Origin of the sequence: Aeromonas sp. 97A, assembly GCF_051919185.1 — a bacterium.
Taxonomy (GTDB): Bacteria; Pseudomonadota; Gammaproteobacteria; order Enterobacterales; family Aeromonadaceae; genus Aeromonas; species Aeromonas veronii.
This window is the reverse complement of record NZ_JBQBFF010000001.1, coordinates 170582-190477: the sequence shown is the minus strand read 5'-3', so window position 1 is coordinate 190477 and position 19896 is coordinate 170582. Positions and strand designations below refer to the sequence as shown.

The following is a 19896-nucleotide window of genomic DNA, read 5'->3' as shown; positions in this document are numbered from 1 at the left end:
GGGATCAGGCTCCTACTTTGCGAAAACGGCACAGGGTGACCTTGGTCTCCTGCATCTGGGTGACCGGGTCATAACCATAGGTGGTGACTATGTTGACCGACTCCCCCAGCACATAGGGGTCTGACCCTTCCGGATATTTGGATCGCAGATCCTTGCCCTCGAAGTGGCCGCCGAAGTGGAACGGCATAAAGGCGAGCCCCGGTTTGACCCGCGGGGTCACCAGCGCCTTCACCTTGACCCTGCCCCCTTCCGGCCCCTCGACCCACACATCCTGACCATCGCGCACACCGACGTCGTTGGCATCCGCCGGGTTCATCTCGACGAACATCTCCTGCTGCAATTCAGCCAGCCAGGGGTTGGAGCGGGTCTCATCGCCGCCCCCCTCGTATTCGACCAGACGGCCGGAGGTGAGGATGATCGGGAACTCCTTGCTGACATCCTTCTCCTGCACAGAGGCGTACTGGGTCGGCAGGCGCCACAGGTTCTTCGAATCAGGCCAGGTGGCGTAGTCAGCCAGCAAGTCGCGGCGCGGGGTGTAGAGCGGCTCGCGGTGCTTGGGCACCTGATCCGGGAAAGTCCACACCACGCAGCGCGCCTTGGCGTTACCGTAGGGCACGAAGCCGTGCTTGATGGCGACCCGCTGGATACCGCCGGAGAGGTCAGTCTTCCAGTTCTTGCCCTCGGCCTCTTTCTTCTCGGCCTCGGTCAGCTCATCCCACCAGCCGAGCTGCTTCATCAAGTCGGCAGTGATCTCGGGATAGCCATCTTCCACCTCGCTCCCCTTCGGCCAGGAGTCTTCGGCGAGCAGCGAGACGCCCTGATACTCGATGCCGAAGCGGGCGCGGAAACCGCCTCCCCCTTCCGAGACCGGAATGCTGGTGTCGTAGAGGATGTGGCTGCCGGGATGTTTCATCTCCGGGGTGCCCCAGCAGGGCCAGGGCAGACCGTACACTTCGCCACTGACCGGGCCGCCTTCGGCCTTGAGGTTGGTCTTGTGGAAGGTGTGCCAGTTCTGCTGGTGCGCCTTGAGCCGCTCCGGGCTCTGGCCGGTGTAGCCCACGCTCCACATGCCGCGGTTGTATTCGCGGGTGATGTCTTCCAGCAGTGGCTGATTGCTCTCTACCTTGATGTGCTTGAACAGCTGGTCGGCAAAACCGAGCTTCTTGCTTAGCAGATACATGATCTCGTGATCGACCTTGGATTCGAACAGAGGTTCAATCACCTTATCGCGCCACTGCATGGAGCGGTTGGTGGCGGTGACGGAACCATAGGTCTCGAACTGGGTGGTGGCCGGCAGCAGGTAGACGCCGTCGGTGCGATCGTTCATGACGGCAGCGACTGTGGGATACGGGTCGACAATCACCATCATGTCGAGCTTTTGCATCGCCTTCTTCATTTCCGGGCCGCGGGTCTGGGAGTTGACCGCATGGCCCCAGTAGAACATGGCGCGGATGTTGGAACCCTGCTCGATGAGATCAGCATTCTCCAGCACCCCATCCACCCAGCGGGAGACCGGAATGCCGTTGTTGTTCATCGGCAGCTTGCCGTTGTAGGCCTTGTTGTCGAAACGGGCCTTGATCCACTCGTAATCGACATCCCACACCCGGGCCCAGTGCTTCCAGGAGCCCTCTTCCAGCCCGTAGTAACCGGGCAGGGAGTCGGAGGTGACGCCAAAGTCAGTGGCGCCCTGCACGTTGTCGTGACCACGGAAGATGTTGGTACCCGCCCCGCTCTTGCCCACGTTGCCGAGGGCCAGTTCGAGGATGCAGTAGGCGCGGGTATTGTTGTTGCCTGTGGTGTGCTGGGTACCGCCCATGCACCAGACCACGCAGCCGGGGCGGTTGTCGGCCAGCAGCTTGGCGGCGCCATAGACCTGCTGCTCGTTGAGGCCGGTCACCCGCTCCACTTCGGCCGGAGTCCAGCGCGCCACCTCTTTTTGCACCTCGTCCATGCCGTAGACGCGGGTGCGGATGAACTCCTTGTCTTCCCAGCCGTTCTTGAAGATGTGCCAGAGCATGCCCCAGATAAAGGCGACGTCGGTACCCGGGCGCAGGGAGAGGTACATGTCCGCCTTGGCGGCGGTGCGGGTGCGGCGCGGGTCGACCACCAGGATTTTGCAGCCGTTGCGCTCTTTGGCCAGCAGGATGTGCTGCATGGCGACCGGGTGGGCCTCCGCCGGGTTGGAGCCGATAAACATGATCGACTTGCTGTTGTGCATGTCGTTCAGGCTGTTGGTCATGGCGCCGTAGCCCCAGGTATTGGCTACGCCAGCAACCGTGGTGGAGTGGCAGATCCGCGCCTGGTGATCCACGTTGTTGGTGCCCCAAAGCGACGCCATCTTGCGAAACAGGTAGGCCTGCTCGTTGGAGTGCTTGGCGGAGCCAAGCCAGTAGACGCTGTCGGGGCCGGACTCCTTGCGAAGGCGCAGCACTTCGTTGCCCACCTCTTCGATGGCCTGATCCCAGCTGATGCGCTGCCACTTGCCGCCCACCAGCTTCATCGGGTACTTGAGGCGACGCTCACCGTGGCCGTGCTCGCGCAGGGCAGCCCCCTTGGCGCAGTGGCCGCCAAGGTTGAAGGGGTGATCAAAGGCCGGCTCCTGACCGGTCCAGACGCCGTTCTGCACCTCGGCATAGACGCCGCAGCCCACCGAGCAGTGGGAGCAGATGGTGCGCTTCACCTCGACCGGCACCTCGGCCGCAACGGTTTTGGCCTCGGCCCGTTGCATCATGGCTGGCGCCAGCCAACCGGCGGCCACGGCGCCACCGGCCACCAGACCCGAGTTGACCATAAAGGCACGGCGGGTCAGTCCCTGGCCGCGAATGGCCTCATTGCCCTGCTCACCCGCCTGGGGCTGCTCGGCACGTTTTGTCAGTTTCATGAGTTCTCCTTCGCTATGTTCGGCACTGATCCGGCTCAGTCGGTGCCGCGCAGGGTGCGATAAAAGTCGTGAACATGGGGGGTCTCCCGATAGCCCTTGTCAGGCTCGGTGTCGTGGGTCAGCACCTCTTTGCCCACCACCCGACCGGTGGCACCGGCTAGCACGCCTATGGTAGCGACCACGCCAACTCCCTTGATCAGATTGCGGCGAGACGGGTCTTTCAGCTGTTCATCGCTCATTCTTGTGACCTCTGTTGTTGTTCTTGCTGGCGCCTGCGCGCCAGCTTCGCGTCCAATGGGATATCTCGTCTGCTCGTTTTGTTATGCGCAGCTCTTGTTATGCGCAGATAAGGGCGTTCAGCCCCTCACCACGCAGGCGCCAAACGGCAGGCGCAATTCGTTTTCCAGCTTGAAGAAATCTTCGGCAAGGGCGCCGACCGCCCGGTAGAAGCTGCCCCCTTTCGCCTGTTGCTGATCGCGGCAGCAGGCGAGTACCCAAGGGGCAAGGTGGCGCTCATAGAAGCGGTTGCGCTCCGGATGCTGCTCGCCAATCAGTACCGCCATCACCTCACAGAGGGCGGCCAGATGATCTTCCGGCTCGCACACTCCGCTCTGGCGCTCAAAACCGAGGGACTGCAGATCAGCGCGCAGTACCGCCAGCGGCAGCTCCATCAGGGAGCCAGTGAGATACCAGGAGGCAAACGGCACGATCTCCCCGCGCCCCAGCCCGATAAAGAGATCCTGATACTCCTCGGCAAGCTCGTTTTCGTGGTGGCTGCTAGCCGCCAGCTGCACCAGCCCGAGCCCTCTGGCAAAGGGGCCCGGCATAGCCTGCAACCCTTGCAGCCAGGCGAGCTGTTCGCCACGGGGAGCGGCGCGCCAGAGGCTCGCCAGCAGGGCGTAGAGATCGGCGCTGCTCTGTTCCAGTTCTGTCATGGTCAGTTCGCCAGCCTTTTCGTTATGTTGTTCACTCATCACTGGCCCTCACACCTTGAGCTGGGAGACGGGATCCGCCGCCAGCGCCGCAAACACATCCTTGACCCGACACTCCTCGCACATCAGCAGCCGCTGGGCGGCCTCGTTCTGGAAGTGGGAGTGACCGGCCAGTTTTTGCTGGATGCGGCGGATCATAGAGGCGGGTGCGAACGGCTTGCCGCAGCGAATGCAGCAGGCCGCCTCTTCGGCTTTCAGGCTCTGCACGGCGCGGCGCGCCTCGGGCACAGGTTGCAGGCGAGGCACCAGTACAATGGCCTGCTCGGGGCACGCCTTTTCGCACATGCCGCACTGGATGCAATCCTGCTCGATAAAGTTAAGGCCTGGCGTGTGCCCAACCGCATGCAGGGCGCGGCTCGGGCAGACCGCCACGCAGCCCATGCAGAGGGTGCAGTCAGCTTCTTTCAATTCCACTCTGCCGTATGGGGCGCCGTGAGGCACCGCCAGCGGCTCGCGGTTCCCTTCGCTGGCCTGCCAGAGGGCATCGAAGGCGGCAAACAGGTTCTCCCGTTTGTCTCCCTTGAGCGGCTTCTCCAGCAGGGCAACGGTGGGCTGGCCGGAAACAGGCTCACCAGCATCTGCGTCAAACAGAGCAATGCGATCGGTAGCAAGGCCAGCGCCCGCCAGTAGCACGGCGGCGCTCGCCAGTTCCCGCTCAACCAGTGCACGGACGCTTTCGGGGGCATCGTCGCCCAGCGCGATGCGCACCGCACTGGCGCCATAGGCGAGGGCGGCGAACCAGCTCTCGATGCCTAAACTGGCGCTCTCCTCCACCCAGACCGGCAGCCAGTTGGCAGGCAGAGCAGCAAGTTCGGTTTCCACCCATTCGCGCTCGTTTTCACCAGCGATCAGCAACTGCGGCGCTTCGCCGCCCGCCTCCCGGTAGTGCTTGAGCAAGCGCAGCAGGTAGTCGCCGCTGGTGTTGGCATCGGGCTGGTGATAGGCAATCGCCCCGGTCGGACAGGCAGAGGCGCAGCTACCAAAGCCCTGACAGAGATGGGGATCGATCTGGATTCGACCATTGATGGGCTTGAGGGCATCGGTCGGGCAGACATCGAGGCAGCGGCTGCAACCGGGCACGCCGCGGGCGGTAAAGGCGCAGGCCTCGGGGTCGAGGCGAAAATAGCGCGGCTTGTCGAAAATACCGGTCAGCGCACAGAGCTCGGCGAGCCGTTCAGCCAAGTCTGTGTCATCAGCCAGATGCAGATAACCCACCGGCGGACGCTCCAGCGCAAAGAGCGGGGCACGGCCCAGGTCGGCCACCAGATCAAAGTGCGGTTCGCGTGGCTGTTCACTAACAGCAGCCGCTTGTTGTGGAAAGCCTTGTTGTGGGAAGCAAAGCGCCGCCAGATTAACCCTCTCCCCCTGCCCATTAAGGCCGGTAAGCTGGAACTGCCCCAGATACCCTGTCAGGTTCGGCTCGCGCAGGGCCAGGGCCGCGAGGGATGCGGTGGCATCGAAAATGGCTTCGAGATCTGCCGCCTCGGCATCGTGGACCGCTTCGGTCACCAGCAGGGTGGGCTTCACCCCGGCGGGCAGCAGGCTGGCAGCGCGGCGAATGCGATCTTCCGGGCCGACCAGCAGCAGGCGCCCCTGACTCTGGTAAGAGACAGTGGCCGGGATCAGGTTGTCGGTCTTGACCGTATGCTGCAGCGCATAGGCGCGAGCGCGCGCGTTATGCTCGGCCGCCCCCGCCTCGCGGGCTAGATTTGGGGCCAGATTTGGGCTCAGATTTGGCAATGTTTGTTCAGTGCTCACATACGCTCCTGTGCGCGCCACCTCATGGGATGGGCGCTTGTTGGTAAGCCGAGAGAGCAAGAGGCGAGCCAACTCCCCCGGAAAAAAAGTGACTGACAGGGAGTCAGGATCCTGAGGGTTCCATTCCCTCACCTTTGGTTGGGACATTTTGTCCACCACAGGAAACCAAAATGTCCCGATCGTCGGTGTGGGTTTGAGAATGGTTATCAGCCAGCTCGGGCGGCTCGGCGGCAGGTTCGCTGACAAGCGCAACCGGTTCAGCGGATCCACTGGCCGGATTGACCGATTCGCTCTCCGGCGCGGTTACCTGATCCACCAACCAGTTGCGCAACCCGGCGGTCAGGGCCGCGGGCAGCAATTCGGGCTGGCTGAAATCCTGGGTGTAGTCGTCGAGCCCATCCGGCTTGTGGCTGCGAAACATGGCCCGAAGCGCCTCCCTGTCGGGGAGTTTGGCCTTGCCCGGCTGCGCCGTTGTTAGCGGCGGTTCGCCACTCTCGGCCCCCTCAACGGCAAGAGGTTCACAGCTCCCCTTGTCAGTGCTGACTACGGGGCTATCCAGCGGGGTATCTGAGATTTCACCTTCGCTACTGCCTTCGTTTGGCGCGGCCACAACCTCGGGAATGGCCTCTTCCCGTGGCTGCAATACCTGATGCTTGCGCGCCTCGCTCTTGCGAAACGACCAGCGTTTGAGGAACTCACTCATGGGCGCTGTTTCCGGCCTTGTTTCCGGTACTGATTCCGGCGTCACTGCCACGCTCGCGGCCATCGGGGCCGGTGGCTTTAACGGCGCCGCAGCTGGCTTGATCTACCGTATCGACACCGAGCTGATCCTGCGCCCGCCCCTTGCCCTTCTTGCCCTTGCGGCGGGCCTCCAGCAGCTCGCCGTGGCGGCCGATAAAAGCCTCCACCCAGGCTTGCAGCGCCTCGGGCAGCGGGCAGGAGAGCACCTGCCGCTCGCCATCCATATAGGCGGCAGCCACGGTCTGGCTCAGGGTCAGGCCATCGGCCACAAAGCCATTGTCCACGCGGCTTCCGGTGACAAAGAGGCGGGGCGAGCCGGAGCTCAAATTGAAGCGATAATCCCCCCGCTCATCGCGAAACAGGGTAAGGGGCAGCGCACCGGCCGCCTCGGGCTCGGCGGGATGGAGCGCCGCAATCTCGAAACGGCGGCTCTGCCAGCGGCCAACCTGGCTGTCGATGGCCTCTAACTCCAGTTGCAGCCAGCGCTGCGGGGAGAGGGGTTTGGTTGTCTCTTGCACTGTCACGGCTCCCATCAGAAGGTCTCAGCCGGGCCGCCCTCCCCCGTGATCCACCCAGTTCGAGGCATATCAGAGCAGGAGATTCAGGGCGGCCACGGCCATCAATGGGATAAGACATAGCAAGAGTGGGGCCAAGGCCGGTTTGGTGGTGGATGGAGGCTTTAATGCGGGTTGGCCTGTCATGCGGAATATGGGTTGGCGCGGGCGTAGGTTGGTGCAGAGCGCAGCGAAGCCCAACATGCGGCGTAAAACCAATCCGCCAGAGCTGCTCAAGAGGGATGGCAATAATCGAATAACTCCAGATTATCCGATTATTGCCTTGATAATTTTCTAGCAGTACAAGCAACACTTTGCTGTGCTCAACGTTACCATTTTCACGATAAGCAAAACTAAGTCATATTGAATAATCAACATCTTGAGAAAGCTGATTGATTGAAAGTAATTTATTAATATCAACTTGAATGAAATCAGAAAGTGAGCTTTCAATAATATCATAAGTCTCTTTCTCACTACTAATTTCTGATAACGCGAAATTCAAATAAGTATTAAATCTTTCAATATCCTGTAAACCAAGGGCTATATTAGCTGCGGCAGAAAGAAGAACCGCTTCAGTAAATGCTGGCAAAGACAACCCTCCTTTATGAAATCTCTGTTTCAAGTAACTTTCATATACAGAGTCAAACTCATCTAGATCTATTGTTTTTATCTCAATAGGATCATTGCCTATAGAATACGACAAACTGTGATTCAAATACAATATAACTATATAAAAATGTATGCACTCGCCTAGAAATGGTCGCTTTGTATTTATAAAGCTTTGCCATATGTCGGCATTATTATTATGCAAAGAATTATACAACCAGTAGTAATGAATCATTGCTTTTTTATTGGATATACTTCTCTCACCATCAAAAATACTTGTTATTTTTTGCATGACAGCAGATTGATCAACCACCGCTTTTTTATTTAGCATGGTTATATATGCTGAAAAATATTTATTGACAGATATACCACTAAAACCATCATGTATAAAAATCCAATGCTCTGGTGCCACCTCCGCATATATAACACTACTGGTTTCATTCAGCCAAATTATTTCTTCTTTCTCATGATCAACCCTTCTCTTTACAAATGAGCATATAACCCCTCGAATGAGGCGATTCAAGCCAGAATAAGTAAAATATGGTTCACCAAATCGAATTATATAATCACTTTCGGGAGAATGTGGAGAACTAAGCATTACATCTAAAGGCTTTAGCTCATGCACAAATGAAGAACGAAGTTGATAAAGATTATTCATGCATCGCTGAATGTAAGATGCGCGCATGGTATTTATATTTTCGCCAAGATATACTCGATAATATGATATTGGCAAGTTATCTAAAATGAATTTTTCAAATCTTTTTCTTAGCTTAAACTGCTTACCTTCAATCAATGCCATTTTAATAGAATGGATTGTTTTTTCAGCAAGGCCTTCACAAGCGACTTCAATTTTACTTTTTACATCCTCATGGTAGTCATCCCAGACAGGAATGTAGCCATCATGCTTCTGCGATAAAGACTCTATTGAATAAACCAACGTGGAATATGCAAGATCAAAATTAGTAGATAACGTTTCTTTTGCATCATCTATTATTTTAAGTGAGGCAATGATTGATTTATACGTATTCCGTTTAGTTGACACAAGCTCATTAACAAAGGAAATGAAACTTTCAATCTCATGCTCTTCAAGTGAGCGCCCTAGCTGAACTGTTTTTGGAGATATTTCTCTAGCAGCCGGCTGGTCATAACTCGATACTTTCTTCTCTCTACATATTTTATGCACAAGAGACTTATCTGTTTTTGCTATACAGTCAAAGAAAAACGCCCAAATCAAAATAAACTGTTGAATAAAATCCTGCTCCCCACACTTTATTACTACAGGATGCTCTTCCGTTATTAACTGATAACTGACTACATAACAACTTACAGATCCAGATTCGATTTGTTCAACCTTTAGCTTTGGTAAATCAATAGATATATCAAAGAAAGATTTCACATTAGAGTAAAAAACAAACTTCTCATCATGGAACATTTTCTTTTCATCTGAAAAAAACTTACCTGTTGAAATCTGAAACATTTCATCTCCGATGGCAATGTTGTTGACAACTTAAAAATAACATTATTTCCCTCTAATTATCTAGATATCATGCAGACACACCTCACTACCCAACCTTTTCACCCATGATTACATCCCTATATATCTGGAACAAAACTTGCTGTATCCCTCCCCTTAGATCCCGGCAACCGGTCGCGAGGGGCCCATGACACCGACCTTTATCAAAAGCAATGCAGCAGCCCAGCTCACCATGGCCGTCGAGGTGATGGATGAGCAGGGCACGCTGCAAACCCGCCAAATCGCCTGTGAGCGGCCACTGACGGTCTACCTCAACTGGAAGGAGATCGTCACCCTGATGACGCTGGGGGCCCGCCCCGAGGCGCTGGTGCTGGGTTATCTGAAAAATCAGGGCTTTATCGAGGATATCTCGGCCATCGAGTCGGTGATCGTCGACTGGGAGAGCGAGGCCGCCGCCGTGGTGAGCAGTCAGCAGGCCGCCGATCTCGACAAGTCGCTGGAGAAGAAGACGGTCACCTCCGGCTGCGGTCAGGGCACCATGTATGGCAGCGTGATGAAGAAGCTCGAAGGGGTAGTCTTGGCGGCGCCCGAGCTGAAACAGAGCACCCTCTACGCCCTGCTCAAGGCGTTGTCGGCCCATAACGAAACCTACAAGATGGCCGGTGCCGTCCATGGCTGCGCCATCTGTCGCGGCAGCGAAATCCTCTCCTTTGTCGAGGATGTGGGGCGCCACAATGCGGTGGATACCCTGGCGGGCGAGCTCTGGATGCGCGGCGAGAGTGGCCACGACAAGATCTTCTACACCACCGGGCGACTCACCTCGGAGATGGTGATCAAGGTGGCGCAGATGGGCATTCCGGTGCTGCTGTCGCGCTCCGGCGTCACCCAGATGGGGCTGGATCTCGCCCGCCAGCTCGGCATCACCATGATTGCCCGCGCCAAGGGGCGCCACTTCGAGGTCTTCAGCGGCCACGACCATATGGTGCTGGACGAGAAGCCGCCGGTGCTGGCGCCAGGTTCAGCCGGTCGCGGGATGCGGGACTAAGCCATGAACGAGTTTATGAGTGCCGAACAGATCGCTCTGTATCTCGACCACGCCAGCCAGAGGGTCAAACGTAAGCCATGAACGAGTTTATGAACGTGAAGCAGGTTGCGGAATACCTCGATCTCAACGAGAAGAAGGTCTACCAGCTCGCCAACGAGGCGCGCATCCCCGCCACCAAGGCGACCGGCAAGTGGCTGTTTCCGCGATCCCTGCTCGACCGCTGGCTGCTCGGCAGTTGCCACGAGGGGGTGATGAACGACCGGCTGCTGCTGGCGGGATCCGACGACGTGCTGCTCCACTACGCCAGCAGCCGCTTGGCCCAGCAGCTCGGCACCCAGGCACTGGTGGGCTACACCCCGTGCGGCACCCGTCAGGGGCTGGCGATGCTGGCGCGCGGCCATGTGGATCTGTGCGCCATCCACTGGGGGCAGGCCGAGGAGGCGCACCTGCGCCATCCGGCGCTGGTGCAGCAGTATCAGGGCCACCGGCAATGGGTGATCGTTCATGGCTTTCGCCGGGTGCAGGGACTGGTGCTGCGCCAGGGGCTGCAACCCAAGGAGGCGAAAGAGGCGCTCGACTGGCGCTGGGCCATGCGTCAGGAAGGCGCTGGCAGCCAGCGCGCCCTGCAGGAGTGGCTGCAAACCCAGGGGGAGTCGCTGACCCGGTTGGAGCGCACCCTCGAGGTCAACAGCGAGCGGGAGCTGGCCGCCGCCATCAGCCGCGGCGATGCGGATGTCGGGCCCGGCGCCCAGAGCACCGCCACCGAGTTTGGCCTCGGCTTTATGCCCTTGTCGCAGGAGTGCTTCGATCTGGTGATGCCGCAGGGGGTCTTCTTTCGCACCCTGCTGCAACAGCTGATCGGTTGGCTGCAATCCCCCGAGGGGCGCGAGCTGGCGGCCCGCCTCGGCGGTTATGACCTGAGCCAGAGCGGCAAGCTGGTGTGGAGCCCGCAATAAGTGGCCCGGCACGACCTAACCCTTCCCCCTCTCCCGTAATTCCCGCCTCGCTGGCTGCCCGGCCAGCGAGACAGTTTGCCTGCCTTACCTGACGCTTGTGCCACTACGCCTCTTCATCACCTTCCCCCCAGATCGGAGGGAGTGCGCTGGCGGCCTCCATCCACCTGTAACAGGCGCTCAGAACGGGTCAGCGATCGGCATAAGTTAAAATCGGGTCATTTTGGCAAAACCCATAAATTTTATTTATACCGACTGTTTTGCCCCATACAGGGTGGCGAGGTCGGCCCAGACAGCCCTGCAACAATCCCCTCCGATCCGGCAAAACAGCCCAAGCCGCCATAAAAAAATCCCCAAAGCTTGCTCGGGGATCTTTGCAGTTGCACGAAGGTGAAGAGTTACTGACTGCGCTCGCCGCCGCTTTCACGCCCTTCGGCATTGAGGGCAATGCGCCACCCTTCCAGCTGGGCGGGCTCGCCGCCACTTGGCAGCAGGGCGTGGCTGCGCAGCCGCACGGTAAAGCAGCTCCCCTGCCCCGGGGTAGAGTCCACCAAGAGCTCCCCCCCCCAGCGGCTGATGATGCGGTGGCTCAGGGCCAGCCCCAGCCCGGTGCCGGTGGCGCGGGTGGTGAAGAAGGGGTCGAAGATCTTGTCGATAATGGCCGCCTCGATACCGCTGCCGTTGTCGATGACCCGCACCTCGGCACCGCGCAGCTGACCCAGTTCATCGACCCAGTCGCGGCTCTCGACCCGGATCTCCCCCTGCTCCCCCAGCGCGTGGCTGGCGTTGACCAAGAGGTTGATCAACACCTGCAACAGCTGCTGGCGATCTGCCTCAATGGGCTGCTGGGCCCTGAGATCGGCCACCAGCTCCACCTGCTGCTGGCGCAGAGCGGAGCGCACCAGGGTCAGGCTCTCCTCGATGATGGGGTTAAGGTGCTGCCACACCGGCGCCGTCTCGTAGTCGCCGGGGCGCGAATATTGCAGCAGGCTGCGGGTGATGGCACGAATGCGCTCGATCTGGGCCAGCACCAGCGCCAGCTCCTCGCTGACCGGCTCGGCCGCCTCCCCCAGCTCCAGCTTCATCAGCTCCACATTGCCGAGGATCACCGCCAGCGGGTTGTTGATCTCGTGGGCCACACCGGCCGAAAGCTCGCCAAGGGCCGCCAGCTTCTCGCTGATCAGCAGCTGCTGGCGCGCCTCGGTCAGCATATGGATATGATCTTCCAGCTCGGCAGTCTTGAGCTCGAGGCTTTGGGTGCGCTCGGCCACCTTCTGCTCCAGCTCATCGGCGCTGCGGGCCATCTGCTGCTGATGCGCTTCTTGCCTGTCCAACATGGCGTCGAACTGGCGACCGAGCTGGGCCAGCTCGTGGTCGGGGTCGAGGGCCAGCGGGCCGATGCGAGCCGACTCCCCGGCCTGCACCTGCCGCACCACCTTGTGCATCCGCTCGATGGGGGAGAAGAGATCCCGCGCGCCGCGATAGACCAGCAGGCCGGAGAGCAGCAACAGCAGCACCACACCGGAGCCCAGCTCCACCAGATTGGTGAGGTAGGTGCGGATAATGGGCCACTCGAGAAAGCCGACATAGAGCATGCCGAGCCGCTCGCCCCTGGCTCCCAGCAGCGGCTCGTAACCCGAGACATACCAGGCGTCGTGGACAAAGGCGCGGTCAACCCACATCTCCCCCCGCCCCAGTACCTGATCGCGCACCGGCGGCGAGACCCGGGTGCCCACCGCCCGGCCCACCTGACGGCTGCTGCTGACCGGCACATTGGTGCTCACCCGCAGATCGTCGAGAAACAGGGTAACGGTGCCGACGCTGCCATCCGGCAGGGTATTTTTGGCAAACACCTGCCCCTTGAGCTCATCCACCAGCCGGGTGCTGCCATTGACAAGCTCGCCCCCCTCCAGCACGGCCCAAAGGGAACCGTCGCGGCCCATCACAGGGGTCAGCGAGAGGCTGATCAGCCCCCGGTCCTCCACCACCCTGGTGCCATCCCGTTGCCACAACACAGCCCGCTTGGCCAGTTGCGGGGAGAGGGCGAGCATCTCCTGCTGCGACCAGACCACAAAGTGACTGACGCTGCGCCCGGCCGTAAGGGCGGCGCGCTCCTGCGCCGTCAGTTGATCCAGCTCGGGGCCACGGCGCAAGCGCAGAAAATCGAGACCATAGTTGGCCGCCAGCGGCATCACCCAGTCATGCAGCTGATCCGGCGATTCCCGCAGCCGCAGCTGAAAGGCCCAGGCATCGCGCAGATGCTCCAGATGCTCGGTCTGGCGCTGCTGCTGCACCGTGATGGCGTGGTGGGCCACCCCGAGATCGCTGCGCACCGTGGTGAGCAGGTTCTGCCAGCTGTAGGTGAGGGTCCAGTAGAGGGTGAGCGCGATCATGCCCACCAGGGTGAGCATGATGGGTACCGAGGTGAGCAGCAGCAGGCGCCAGCGCACTTTGGTGCGCAAGCAACGGGGCAACAGGGCGCGCATGCAGCGGGAGAGCAGGGTCAGTTTCATCGCCACCCCATCCAGTCAGCCTTCCTCATTCGATGGCCCACTCCTTGAATTTGCGATCCAGCGTCTTGCGCGCCACCCCGAGCACCCGGGAGGCGGCCGACTTGTTGCCATCATGGCTCGCCACCACCTGTAGGATGTGAGCCTTCTCCACCTCCGCCAGCGGCCACGCCAGCGGATAACCCTCCTCGCTCGCCCCCGGTTCGGCCGGCTTGCTGCTCTGCCAGTAATCCGCCGGGGGCTTGCCCAGCAGCAGGCAGCGCTCGATGAGGTTGCGCAGCTCCCGCACGTTGCCGGGCCAGGGGTAAGCCTGCATCGCCACCACATCCTCGTGGGTCCAGCTCAAGGAGCCCATCCCCATCTCGGCGGTGAGCTGGCGGGTAAAGTGGTGCACCAGCGCGGGGATATCGTCGATGCGTTCGCGCAACGGGGCCACCGGCAGCGCCACCACGTTGAGGCGATAGAAGAGATCCTCGCGAAAGCGGCCCGCCTCCACCTCGGCCTTGAGGTTGCGGTTGGTGGCGGCGACGATGCGCACATCCACCGCCAATTCACGCTCAGCCCCCACCGGGCGGATGGCCTTCTGCTCCAGCGCCCGCAACAGGGAAGCCTGCATGGCTAGCGGCATTTCGCCGATCTCGTCGAGAAACAGGGTGCCCTGATGGGCGACCCGGAACAGGCCGTCACGCCCCTTGCGGGCGCCGGTAAAGGCCCCCTGCACATGGCCGAACAGCTCGCTTTCCAGCAGCTCCGGCGCGATGGAGGCACAGTTGAGGGGCACAAAGGCCCCCATACGGCCGGAGAGTTGATGCAGGGCGCGAGCCACCAACTCCTTGCCGGTGCCGGACTCCCCCTCCACCAATACGGCGGCATTGGAGGGGGCTACTCTGGCGATGAGCGTCTTGAGCTCGCGGGTCTTGGCACTGTCGCCAATCAGGGTGGGCGGGAACAGCTTGCTCACCTCCCGGCGCAGCAGCAGGTTCTCCCGCTCCATCTGGCGGCGCTCGATGACTCTGTCCACCGCCTGCACCATCTGATCGAGGTTGAAGGGCTTGAGGATAAAGTCGCTGGCGCCGAGGCGCAGCGCCTTGAGGGCGGTCTCCATATCGCCAAAACCGGTCATGAAGATGATGTCGCTGCGGCGGGTGGCCGGGTCGATGGCTTCGTGCCACTCGATACCGGAGCGCCCCGGCAGCCGGATGTCGGCGATGATAAGGTCAAAGTGAAGGCGGCAGCGCAGGGCTTCCGCCTCCTCCACACTGGCGGCAGTCTCAATCTGGGCAAAACGCTTGGCCAGCGCCTTGGCCAGAAAGCTGCGCATGCCGGGCTCATCGTCAACGATAAGCAGGGAGAGGGCAGACCAGCGGCTGGGAGGGAGTGTCATGGAAAAAAGTACCTCGGATGCACGTACGGTCGGTGAATGTCCCGATAACCGGAACCTTAGTGGGACATTTTGTCCTTACCGTATCAAAAGCACCAACACCAATTATTAAAAGCGATAACAAGCTCACCTAATTGATTCTAATAAGCTTCTGTTTTTAAACGGCAAACCGTGAATGCAGCGGCAAAGGAACGGTTTGGCACCCTGCTTGCTTACTCTTGCCCTCTCCTCAGCCACCCTGAAAAAGTTGCATCACGATGACGATAAAAACCAGCCTCAAACGTTTTGCCCTCTCCCTCGCCACCAGCCTGCTGATCGCCGGTGCGGCCCACGCCGAAGCGGATACTAATGCCACAAAAGCGCCGATCCGCCTCGCCACCACCACCAGCACCGAGCAGTCCGGTCTGCTGGGCTGGCTGCTGCCCCAGTTCACCAAGGAGACTGGTTATCCGGTGCAGGTAATGGCGGCTGGTACCGGCCAGAGCCTGAAGATGGGCGAGAACGGCGACGCGGATCTGGTGATGACCCACGCCCCCTCTGCCGAGAAGAAGTTCGTCGATGCGGGCTTTGGCATCGAGCCGGTACACCTGATGTACAACGACTTCGTCATCGTCGGCCCGGCCAAAGATCCGGCGGGTCTCGGCAAACTGCACGACGCGGCCAAGGGGCTGCAAGCCATCAAGGAGCAGGGCCAGACCTTTATCTCCCGCGGTGACGAGTCCGGTACCCACATCAAGGAGAAGACCCTGTGGCAAGCCGCTGACGTTAAACCCGAGTTTGCCGGTTACAAATCCATCGGCCAGGGGATGGGCCCGACCTTGACCATGGCCTCGGAGCTGGGTGCCTACACCCTGACGGACCGCGGCACCTGGCTCGCCTACCAGAGCAAGCTGGATCTCGCCGTACTGCTGGAGGGTGACAAGCGCCTGTTCAACCCCTATCAGGTGATCCTGGTCAACCCCAAGCGCTACCCGGATCTCAACACCGAAGGGGCCCGCACCCTGAAAAACTGGCTGGTCTCCGAGCATGGCCAGAAGCTGATCGGTGACTTCAAGGTGGCGGGTCAGGCGCTGTTTGTAGCGGATGCCAACGGGAAATAATGGCAACCCTGACCCCTGCGATGACCTTGCTGACCCTCCCCCGGTTCGCTGAGGGAGGCGCCTGATGCCGACATTGATCGACACGACATTGGCTGCCCTCGCCCTGCTGTTCAGTGGTGACACTGAACTGTGGCAGGTGGTGGGGGTCTCCTTCTCCGTCTCCTGCATCGCCCTGCTGCTGGTGCTGCTGCCCGCCTTGCTGCTGGGCTTTGCCCTGGCCTATCTGCCGCTGCCCGGCCGCTGGTTCTGGCTCTCCTGCATCAATACCCTGCAATCGGTGCCGACCGTGGTGATTGGCCTCTTGCTCTATATGCTGCTGTCGCGGGCCGGCCCCTTTGGCGACTGGAAGCTGCTCTTTACCCAGCAGGCGATGGTGGTGGGGCAGATGCTGATCGCCTTTCCGGTGATCGCCACCATGGCCCACGCGGCGTTTGTCCAGAGCGACCGGCGTGCCTGGGAGACCGCCCTGACCCTGGGGGTCTCCTGGCCCAAGGCGCTGATCGGCCTGATGCACGAGTGCCGCTTTGGCCTGCTGGCCGCCATCATCGGCGCCTTCAGCCGCATCGTCACCGAGGTGGGCTGCTCCATGATGGTGGGGGGCAACATCCTGCACTTCACCCGCAATATCCCCACCGCCATCGCGCTGGAGACCCAGAAAGGGGCCTTCACCCAAGGGGTGGCGCTCGGCATAGTGCTGCTCACCCTCGCCCTCTTGCTCAACCTGTTGCTGACGGCCTGTCGCGGCCACAGCTATCTGAAGAACTGACCATGCCCCCACTGTGTATCAACAGGAGTACCCCATGGCCCTGACCGCCCACCAGCTAACGATGCGCTTTGGCGAGCGCCAGCTGTTCGAGATTGACCGGCTCGCCATCGCACCGGGGGATGCCATCTGGCTGCACGGAGCCAACGGGGTGGGCAAGACCACCTTGCTCAAGATCCTGGCGGGGCTGCTGACCCCCACCCGCGGCCACACCAATCTGCCGGGGCGCTGGCAACAGCGGCTCAACCGGTTGCTCAAGCGGGATCTGGGGCCGGGCCGGGTTACCTATCTGCACCAGACCCCCTATCTGTTCGATCGCACGGTGCACGACAACGTGGCCTGGGCGCTCGATAAACAGCTCGGCAGCGAGATCCGGGTGTTCGAGGCGCTGCGCCGGGTCGAGCTGGAGGGGTTGGCGCGGGAGCACATCAGCATCCTCTCGGGTGGCGAACGGCAACGGCTGGCGATGGCCCGTGCCTGGGCACTGCAACCGGCCTTTCTGCTGATGGATGAGCCCACCGCCAATCTGGATACACATTCGGTTGCCCTGATGGCCTCATTGGCGCAAGATCTGCGGGAACATGGCAGCGGCCTGGTGGTGATCAGTCACCAGCACAACGCCCTGACCGACCTGTGCGAGCGGCAATGGACCCTCGCCCGTGGCCAGCTGCAAGAGACGACCCCTTTAAAAATCATCGAGCGACATGACTTCAAAAAGCGACAGCCACTCTGATCCCGTTGCCGTATCAGCAGTGATCCTGGCAGGAGGCCGCGCCACCCGGATGGGGGGCGAAGACAAGGGATGGGTAGCACTGGCGGGACGCCCTCTTATCGACCATGTTTTGGCGCGCCTGCGCCCCCAGGTAGATGAGGTATTGATCAACGCCAACCGCAGTCAGGCCCGCTATCAGGCGCTGGCCCCGGTCATCTGCGATGACAACAACGACTATCTCGGTCCGCTGGCGGGCATGCAGGCAGGTCTTGCTGCCGCCCGTCACGACTGGGTGCTGTTTGTCCCCTGCGATGGCCCCGCCCTGCCGCTGGATCTGATGAGCCGCTTTCGCGCCGCCCTGACCCCGGATACCCAGCTGGTAGTGGCCCACGACGGCGACTGGCTGCAACCCGTGGTGGCCCTGCTGCACAAATCCCTGCTCCCCTCCCTCACCGCCGCACTGGCAGAGGGTGAGCGCAAAATCGATATCTGGTTTGCCCGCCATAATATGGTGGTGGTGAGCTTTGCCGATCAGCCGGATGCCTTTATCAATCTCAATAGCCCTGCCGAGCTGGCCGCCTACGAGGCCCGTCTGCTCGCCACGGCTATCGACCCCCAACAAGGAGTCACCTCATGACCCCGGCCCCCACCCTTCCCCTGCTCGGCTTCGCCGCCTGGAGCGGCACCGGCAAGACCACCTTGCTGGAGCAGTTGATCCCCCTGCTGGTGGATCGCGGTCTGCGCATCGGGGTGCTCAAGCACGCCCACCACGACTTTGATATCGACCAACCGGGCAAGGACAGCTACCGCCTGCGCAAGGCGGGTGCCCAGCAGATGATAGTTGCCTCCCGCCGTCGTCATGCTCGCATTACTGAAACAACGCACGGCGAAACGGAACTGGCCGAAGCCGATTTTCGCCAGCTGCTGGCCAGCTTCGATCAGACAGAGCTCGATCTGCTCTTGGTCGAGGGGTTCAAGCACGAGCACTTCCCGAAAATCGAGCTGCACCGCGCCGAGATTGGCAAGCCGCTGCTCTTCCCCGAAGACAGCGACATCATCGCGCTGGCCAGCGATCAGCACCAACAGAGTGGCGAACAACAGCAGACAAGCCTGCCCCGCCTCGATATCAACGATCTGGCGGCCATTGCCGACTTCGTCTGCCGCTGGCTTGACGGCTGCCAGAGCAAGGAGCCTGAGGCGGGCAAGGGCTTTCTCTCGGTCGAGGCGGCCCGCAATGCCATTCTGGCGGCCCTCACCCCGAGCAACGCCTGCATCGATAAACCGCTGGCCCAGTGCCACGGCGCCGTGCTGGCCGCCGATCTGATAAGCCCCATCAATGTGCCCCCCCATGCCAACTCGGCGATGGATGGCATCGGCCTTCGCAGCGACGATCTCGCCGCCGGTCGCTGGCAACTGGTGGGGGAAGTGCTGGCGGGCCAGCAGCGCCACGAGCCTGTGCTGGCCGGTCAGGCGGTGCAGATCATGACCGGTGCCCCGCTGCCCCCCGGGGTAGATACTGTGGTGATGCGTGAAGAGACGCTGATTGAAGGTGAGTGGGTCACGGTCACCGCCCCAATCCGCGCTGGGCAGAATGTGCGCCTCGCCGGCGAAGACCTCGCCAAGGGCGCGGTCGCCATCCCGGCCGGTACCTGGCTGGGTGCCCCCCAGCTGGGGCTGGCGGCATCACTCGGTCAGGCATCGCTCTGCGTGCGCACCCCGCTGAAAGTGGCGCTGTTCAGTACCGGTGACGAAGTGCAAGCGCCGGGCGAGCAGCTCGCCCCCGGCCACATCTTCGACAGCAACCGCTTCACCCTGATGGCCCTTATCCGCGCCGCCGGTTGCGAGGTGATGGACCTTGGCATCATTCCCGATGACAAGACCATTCTGCGCCAGCAGCTGGAGCAGGCCGCCGCCAGTGCCGACCTGGTGCTGAGTTCGGGTGGGGTCTCGGTGGGCAATGCCGACTTTATCAAGCTGGTGCTGGCGGAGCTGGGCCAGATCGATTTCTGGCGCATCCAGATGCGGCCGGGCCGCCCGCTCGCCTTTGGCAAGCTGGGGCAGACCCCCTTCTTCGGGCTGCCGGGCAATCCGGTGGCAGCGATGATCTGCGTGTTGCAATTTGTCGAGCCCGCCATCGCCCGCTTGCAAGGCAAGCGGTGGCAGCCGCTGCGCCTCTCGGCACTGGCGGACGAGAAGATGAAGAGCCGTCCGGGGCGCACCGAATTTCTTCGCGGCATCTTCCATCAGGACCGTAACGGCCAGCTGAGGGTGCGCACCACAGGGCCACAGGGCTCCGGCATTCTCAGCTCCATGGCCGATGCCAACTGCCTGATCGAAATCGTACCGGACCAACCCGGGATCGCCGTTGGCGAGCGGGTCTGGATCCACCCCCTGCAGGGACGACTGGCCTGAATCCCGACGGGGCG

16 protein-coding genes are annotated in these 19896 nt (G+C 60.9%); 7 read left to right on the top strand and 9 right to left on the bottom strand.

All coding sequences use genetic code 11. The features are described 5' to 3' along the window. Positions 1–4: 4 nt before the first annotated feature. The 7 genes from ACTG27_RS00910 to ACTG27_RS00880 all read right to left on the bottom strand — a co-directional run bounded on the left by ACTG27_RS00910 (position 5) and on the right by ACTG27_RS00880 (position 9009). A complete protein-coding gene (locus ACTG27_RS00910) occupies positions 5–2881 on the bottom strand; it encodes a formate dehydrogenase subunit alpha (protein ID WP_439978928.1) in 2877 nt (958 codons plus the stop codon). A gap of 35 nt (positions 2882–2916) precedes the next feature. Then, positions 2917–3120, bottom strand: coding sequence for a transcriptional initiation protein Tat (locus ACTG27_RS00905; RefSeq protein WP_005303194.1), 204 nt, complete (start codon positions 3118–3120; stop codon positions 2917–2919). Between the two features lie 117 nt (positions 3121–3237). Next, positions 3238–3855, bottom strand: coding sequence for a TorD/DmsD family molecular chaperone (locus ACTG27_RS00900; RefSeq protein ID WP_346212376.1), 618 nt, complete (start codon positions 3853–3855; stop codon positions 3238–3240). A 9-nt stretch (positions 3856–3864) separates the two neighbouring features. Then, the gene (locus ACTG27_RS00895; RefSeq protein WP_439978926.1) at positions 3865–5631 is read right to left on the bottom strand and encodes a 4Fe-4S dicluster domain-containing protein; all 1767 of its coding nucleotides are present in this window, start codon (positions 5629–5631) and stop codon (positions 3865–3867) included. 103 nt (positions 5632–5734) lie between these two features. After that, the gene (locus ACTG27_RS00890) at positions 5735–6334 is read right to left on the bottom strand and encodes a DUF3306 domain-containing protein (RefSeq protein WP_439978925.1); all 600 of its coding nucleotides are present in this window, start codon (positions 6332–6334) and stop codon (positions 5735–5737) included. Next, positions 6327–6905, bottom strand: coding sequence for a DUF3305 domain-containing protein (locus ACTG27_RS00885; RefSeq protein WP_439978923.1), 579 nt, complete (start codon positions 6903–6905; stop codon positions 6327–6329). The genes ACTG27_RS00890 and ACTG27_RS00885 overlap by 8 nt, the downstream gene beginning before the upstream one ends. 379 nt (positions 6906–7284) lie before the next feature. Then, on the bottom strand, positions 7285–9009 hold the full coding sequence (locus ACTG27_RS00880) for a hypothetical protein (RefSeq protein WP_439978922.1): 1725 nt from the start codon (positions 9007–9009) through the stop codon (positions 7285–7287). A 184-nt stretch (positions 9010–9193) separates the two neighbouring features. Between ACTG27_RS00880 and ACTG27_RS00875 the strand changes: the two genes are divergently transcribed. Beyond that, positions 9194–10051, top strand: coding sequence for a formate dehydrogenase accessory sulfurtransferase FdhD (locus tag ACTG27_RS00875; protein WP_439978921.1), 858 nt, complete (start codon positions 9194–9196; stop codon positions 10049–10051). An 89-nt stretch (positions 10052–10140) separates the two neighbouring features. Further along, positions 10141–11007, top strand: coding sequence for a helix-turn-helix transcriptional regulator (locus tag ACTG27_RS00870; RefSeq protein WP_199415422.1), 867 nt, complete (start codon positions 10141–10143; stop codon positions 11005–11007). Positions 11008–11402: 395 nt separating this feature from the next. On the opposite strand, the gene ACTG27_RS00865 is transcribed toward ACTG27_RS00870, so the two are convergent. Beyond that, entirely contained in the window at positions 11403–13517 is a 2115-nt protein-coding gene (locus tag ACTG27_RS00865; RefSeq protein ID WP_439978920.1) for a sensor histidine kinase, read from the bottom strand. Between the two features lie 25 nt (positions 13518–13542). Next, positions 13543–14898, bottom strand: coding sequence for a sigma-54-dependent transcriptional regulator (locus ACTG27_RS00860; RefSeq protein ID WP_019446240.1), 1356 nt, complete (start codon positions 14896–14898; stop codon positions 13543–13545). Between the two features lie 254 nt (positions 14899–15152). Between ACTG27_RS00860 and ACTG27_RS00855 the strand changes: the two genes are divergently transcribed. The 5 genes from ACTG27_RS00855 to ACTG27_RS00835 all read left to right on the top strand — a co-directional run bounded on the left by ACTG27_RS00855 (position 15153) and on the right by ACTG27_RS00835 (position 19882). After that, positions 15153–15995, top strand: a complete 843-nt coding sequence (locus ACTG27_RS00855) for a substrate-binding domain-containing protein (RefSeq protein ID WP_164536320.1) — start codon at positions 15153–15155, stop codon at positions 15993–15995. A 64-nt stretch (positions 15996–16059) separates the two neighbouring features. Continuing rightward, positions 16060–16761 carry an ABC transporter permease gene (locus ACTG27_RS00850; RefSeq protein WP_139708743.1) on the top strand — a complete coding sequence of 234 codons (702 nt, stop codon included), beginning with the start codon at positions 16060–16062 and terminating at the stop codon, positions 16759–16761. 34 nt (positions 16762–16795) lie between these two features. Then, positions 16796–17491 carry an energy-coupling factor ABC transporter ATP-binding protein gene (locus ACTG27_RS00845; RefSeq protein WP_439978919.1) on the top strand — a complete coding sequence of 232 codons (696 nt, stop codon included), beginning with the start codon at positions 16796–16798 and terminating at the stop codon, positions 17489–17491. Beyond that, the gene (gene mobA / locus ACTG27_RS00840) at positions 17463–18107 is read left to right on the top strand and encodes a molybdenum cofactor guanylyltransferase MobA (RefSeq protein ID WP_330125034.1); all 645 of its coding nucleotides are present in this window, start codon (positions 17463–17465) and stop codon (positions 18105–18107) included. The genes ACTG27_RS00845 and mobA overlap by 29 nt, the downstream gene beginning before the upstream one ends. Beyond that, positions 18104–19882: a bifunctional molybdopterin-guanine dinucleotide biosynthesis adaptor protein MobB/molybdopterin molybdotransferase MoeA gene (locus ACTG27_RS00835; RefSeq protein ID WP_421266635.1), complete on the top strand. Its 1779-nt coding sequence runs from the start codon at positions 18104–18106 to the stop codon at positions 19880–19882. Before mobA ends, ACTG27_RS00835 begins: the two co-directional genes overlap by 4 nt. Positions 19883–19896: the final 14 nt, after the last annotated feature.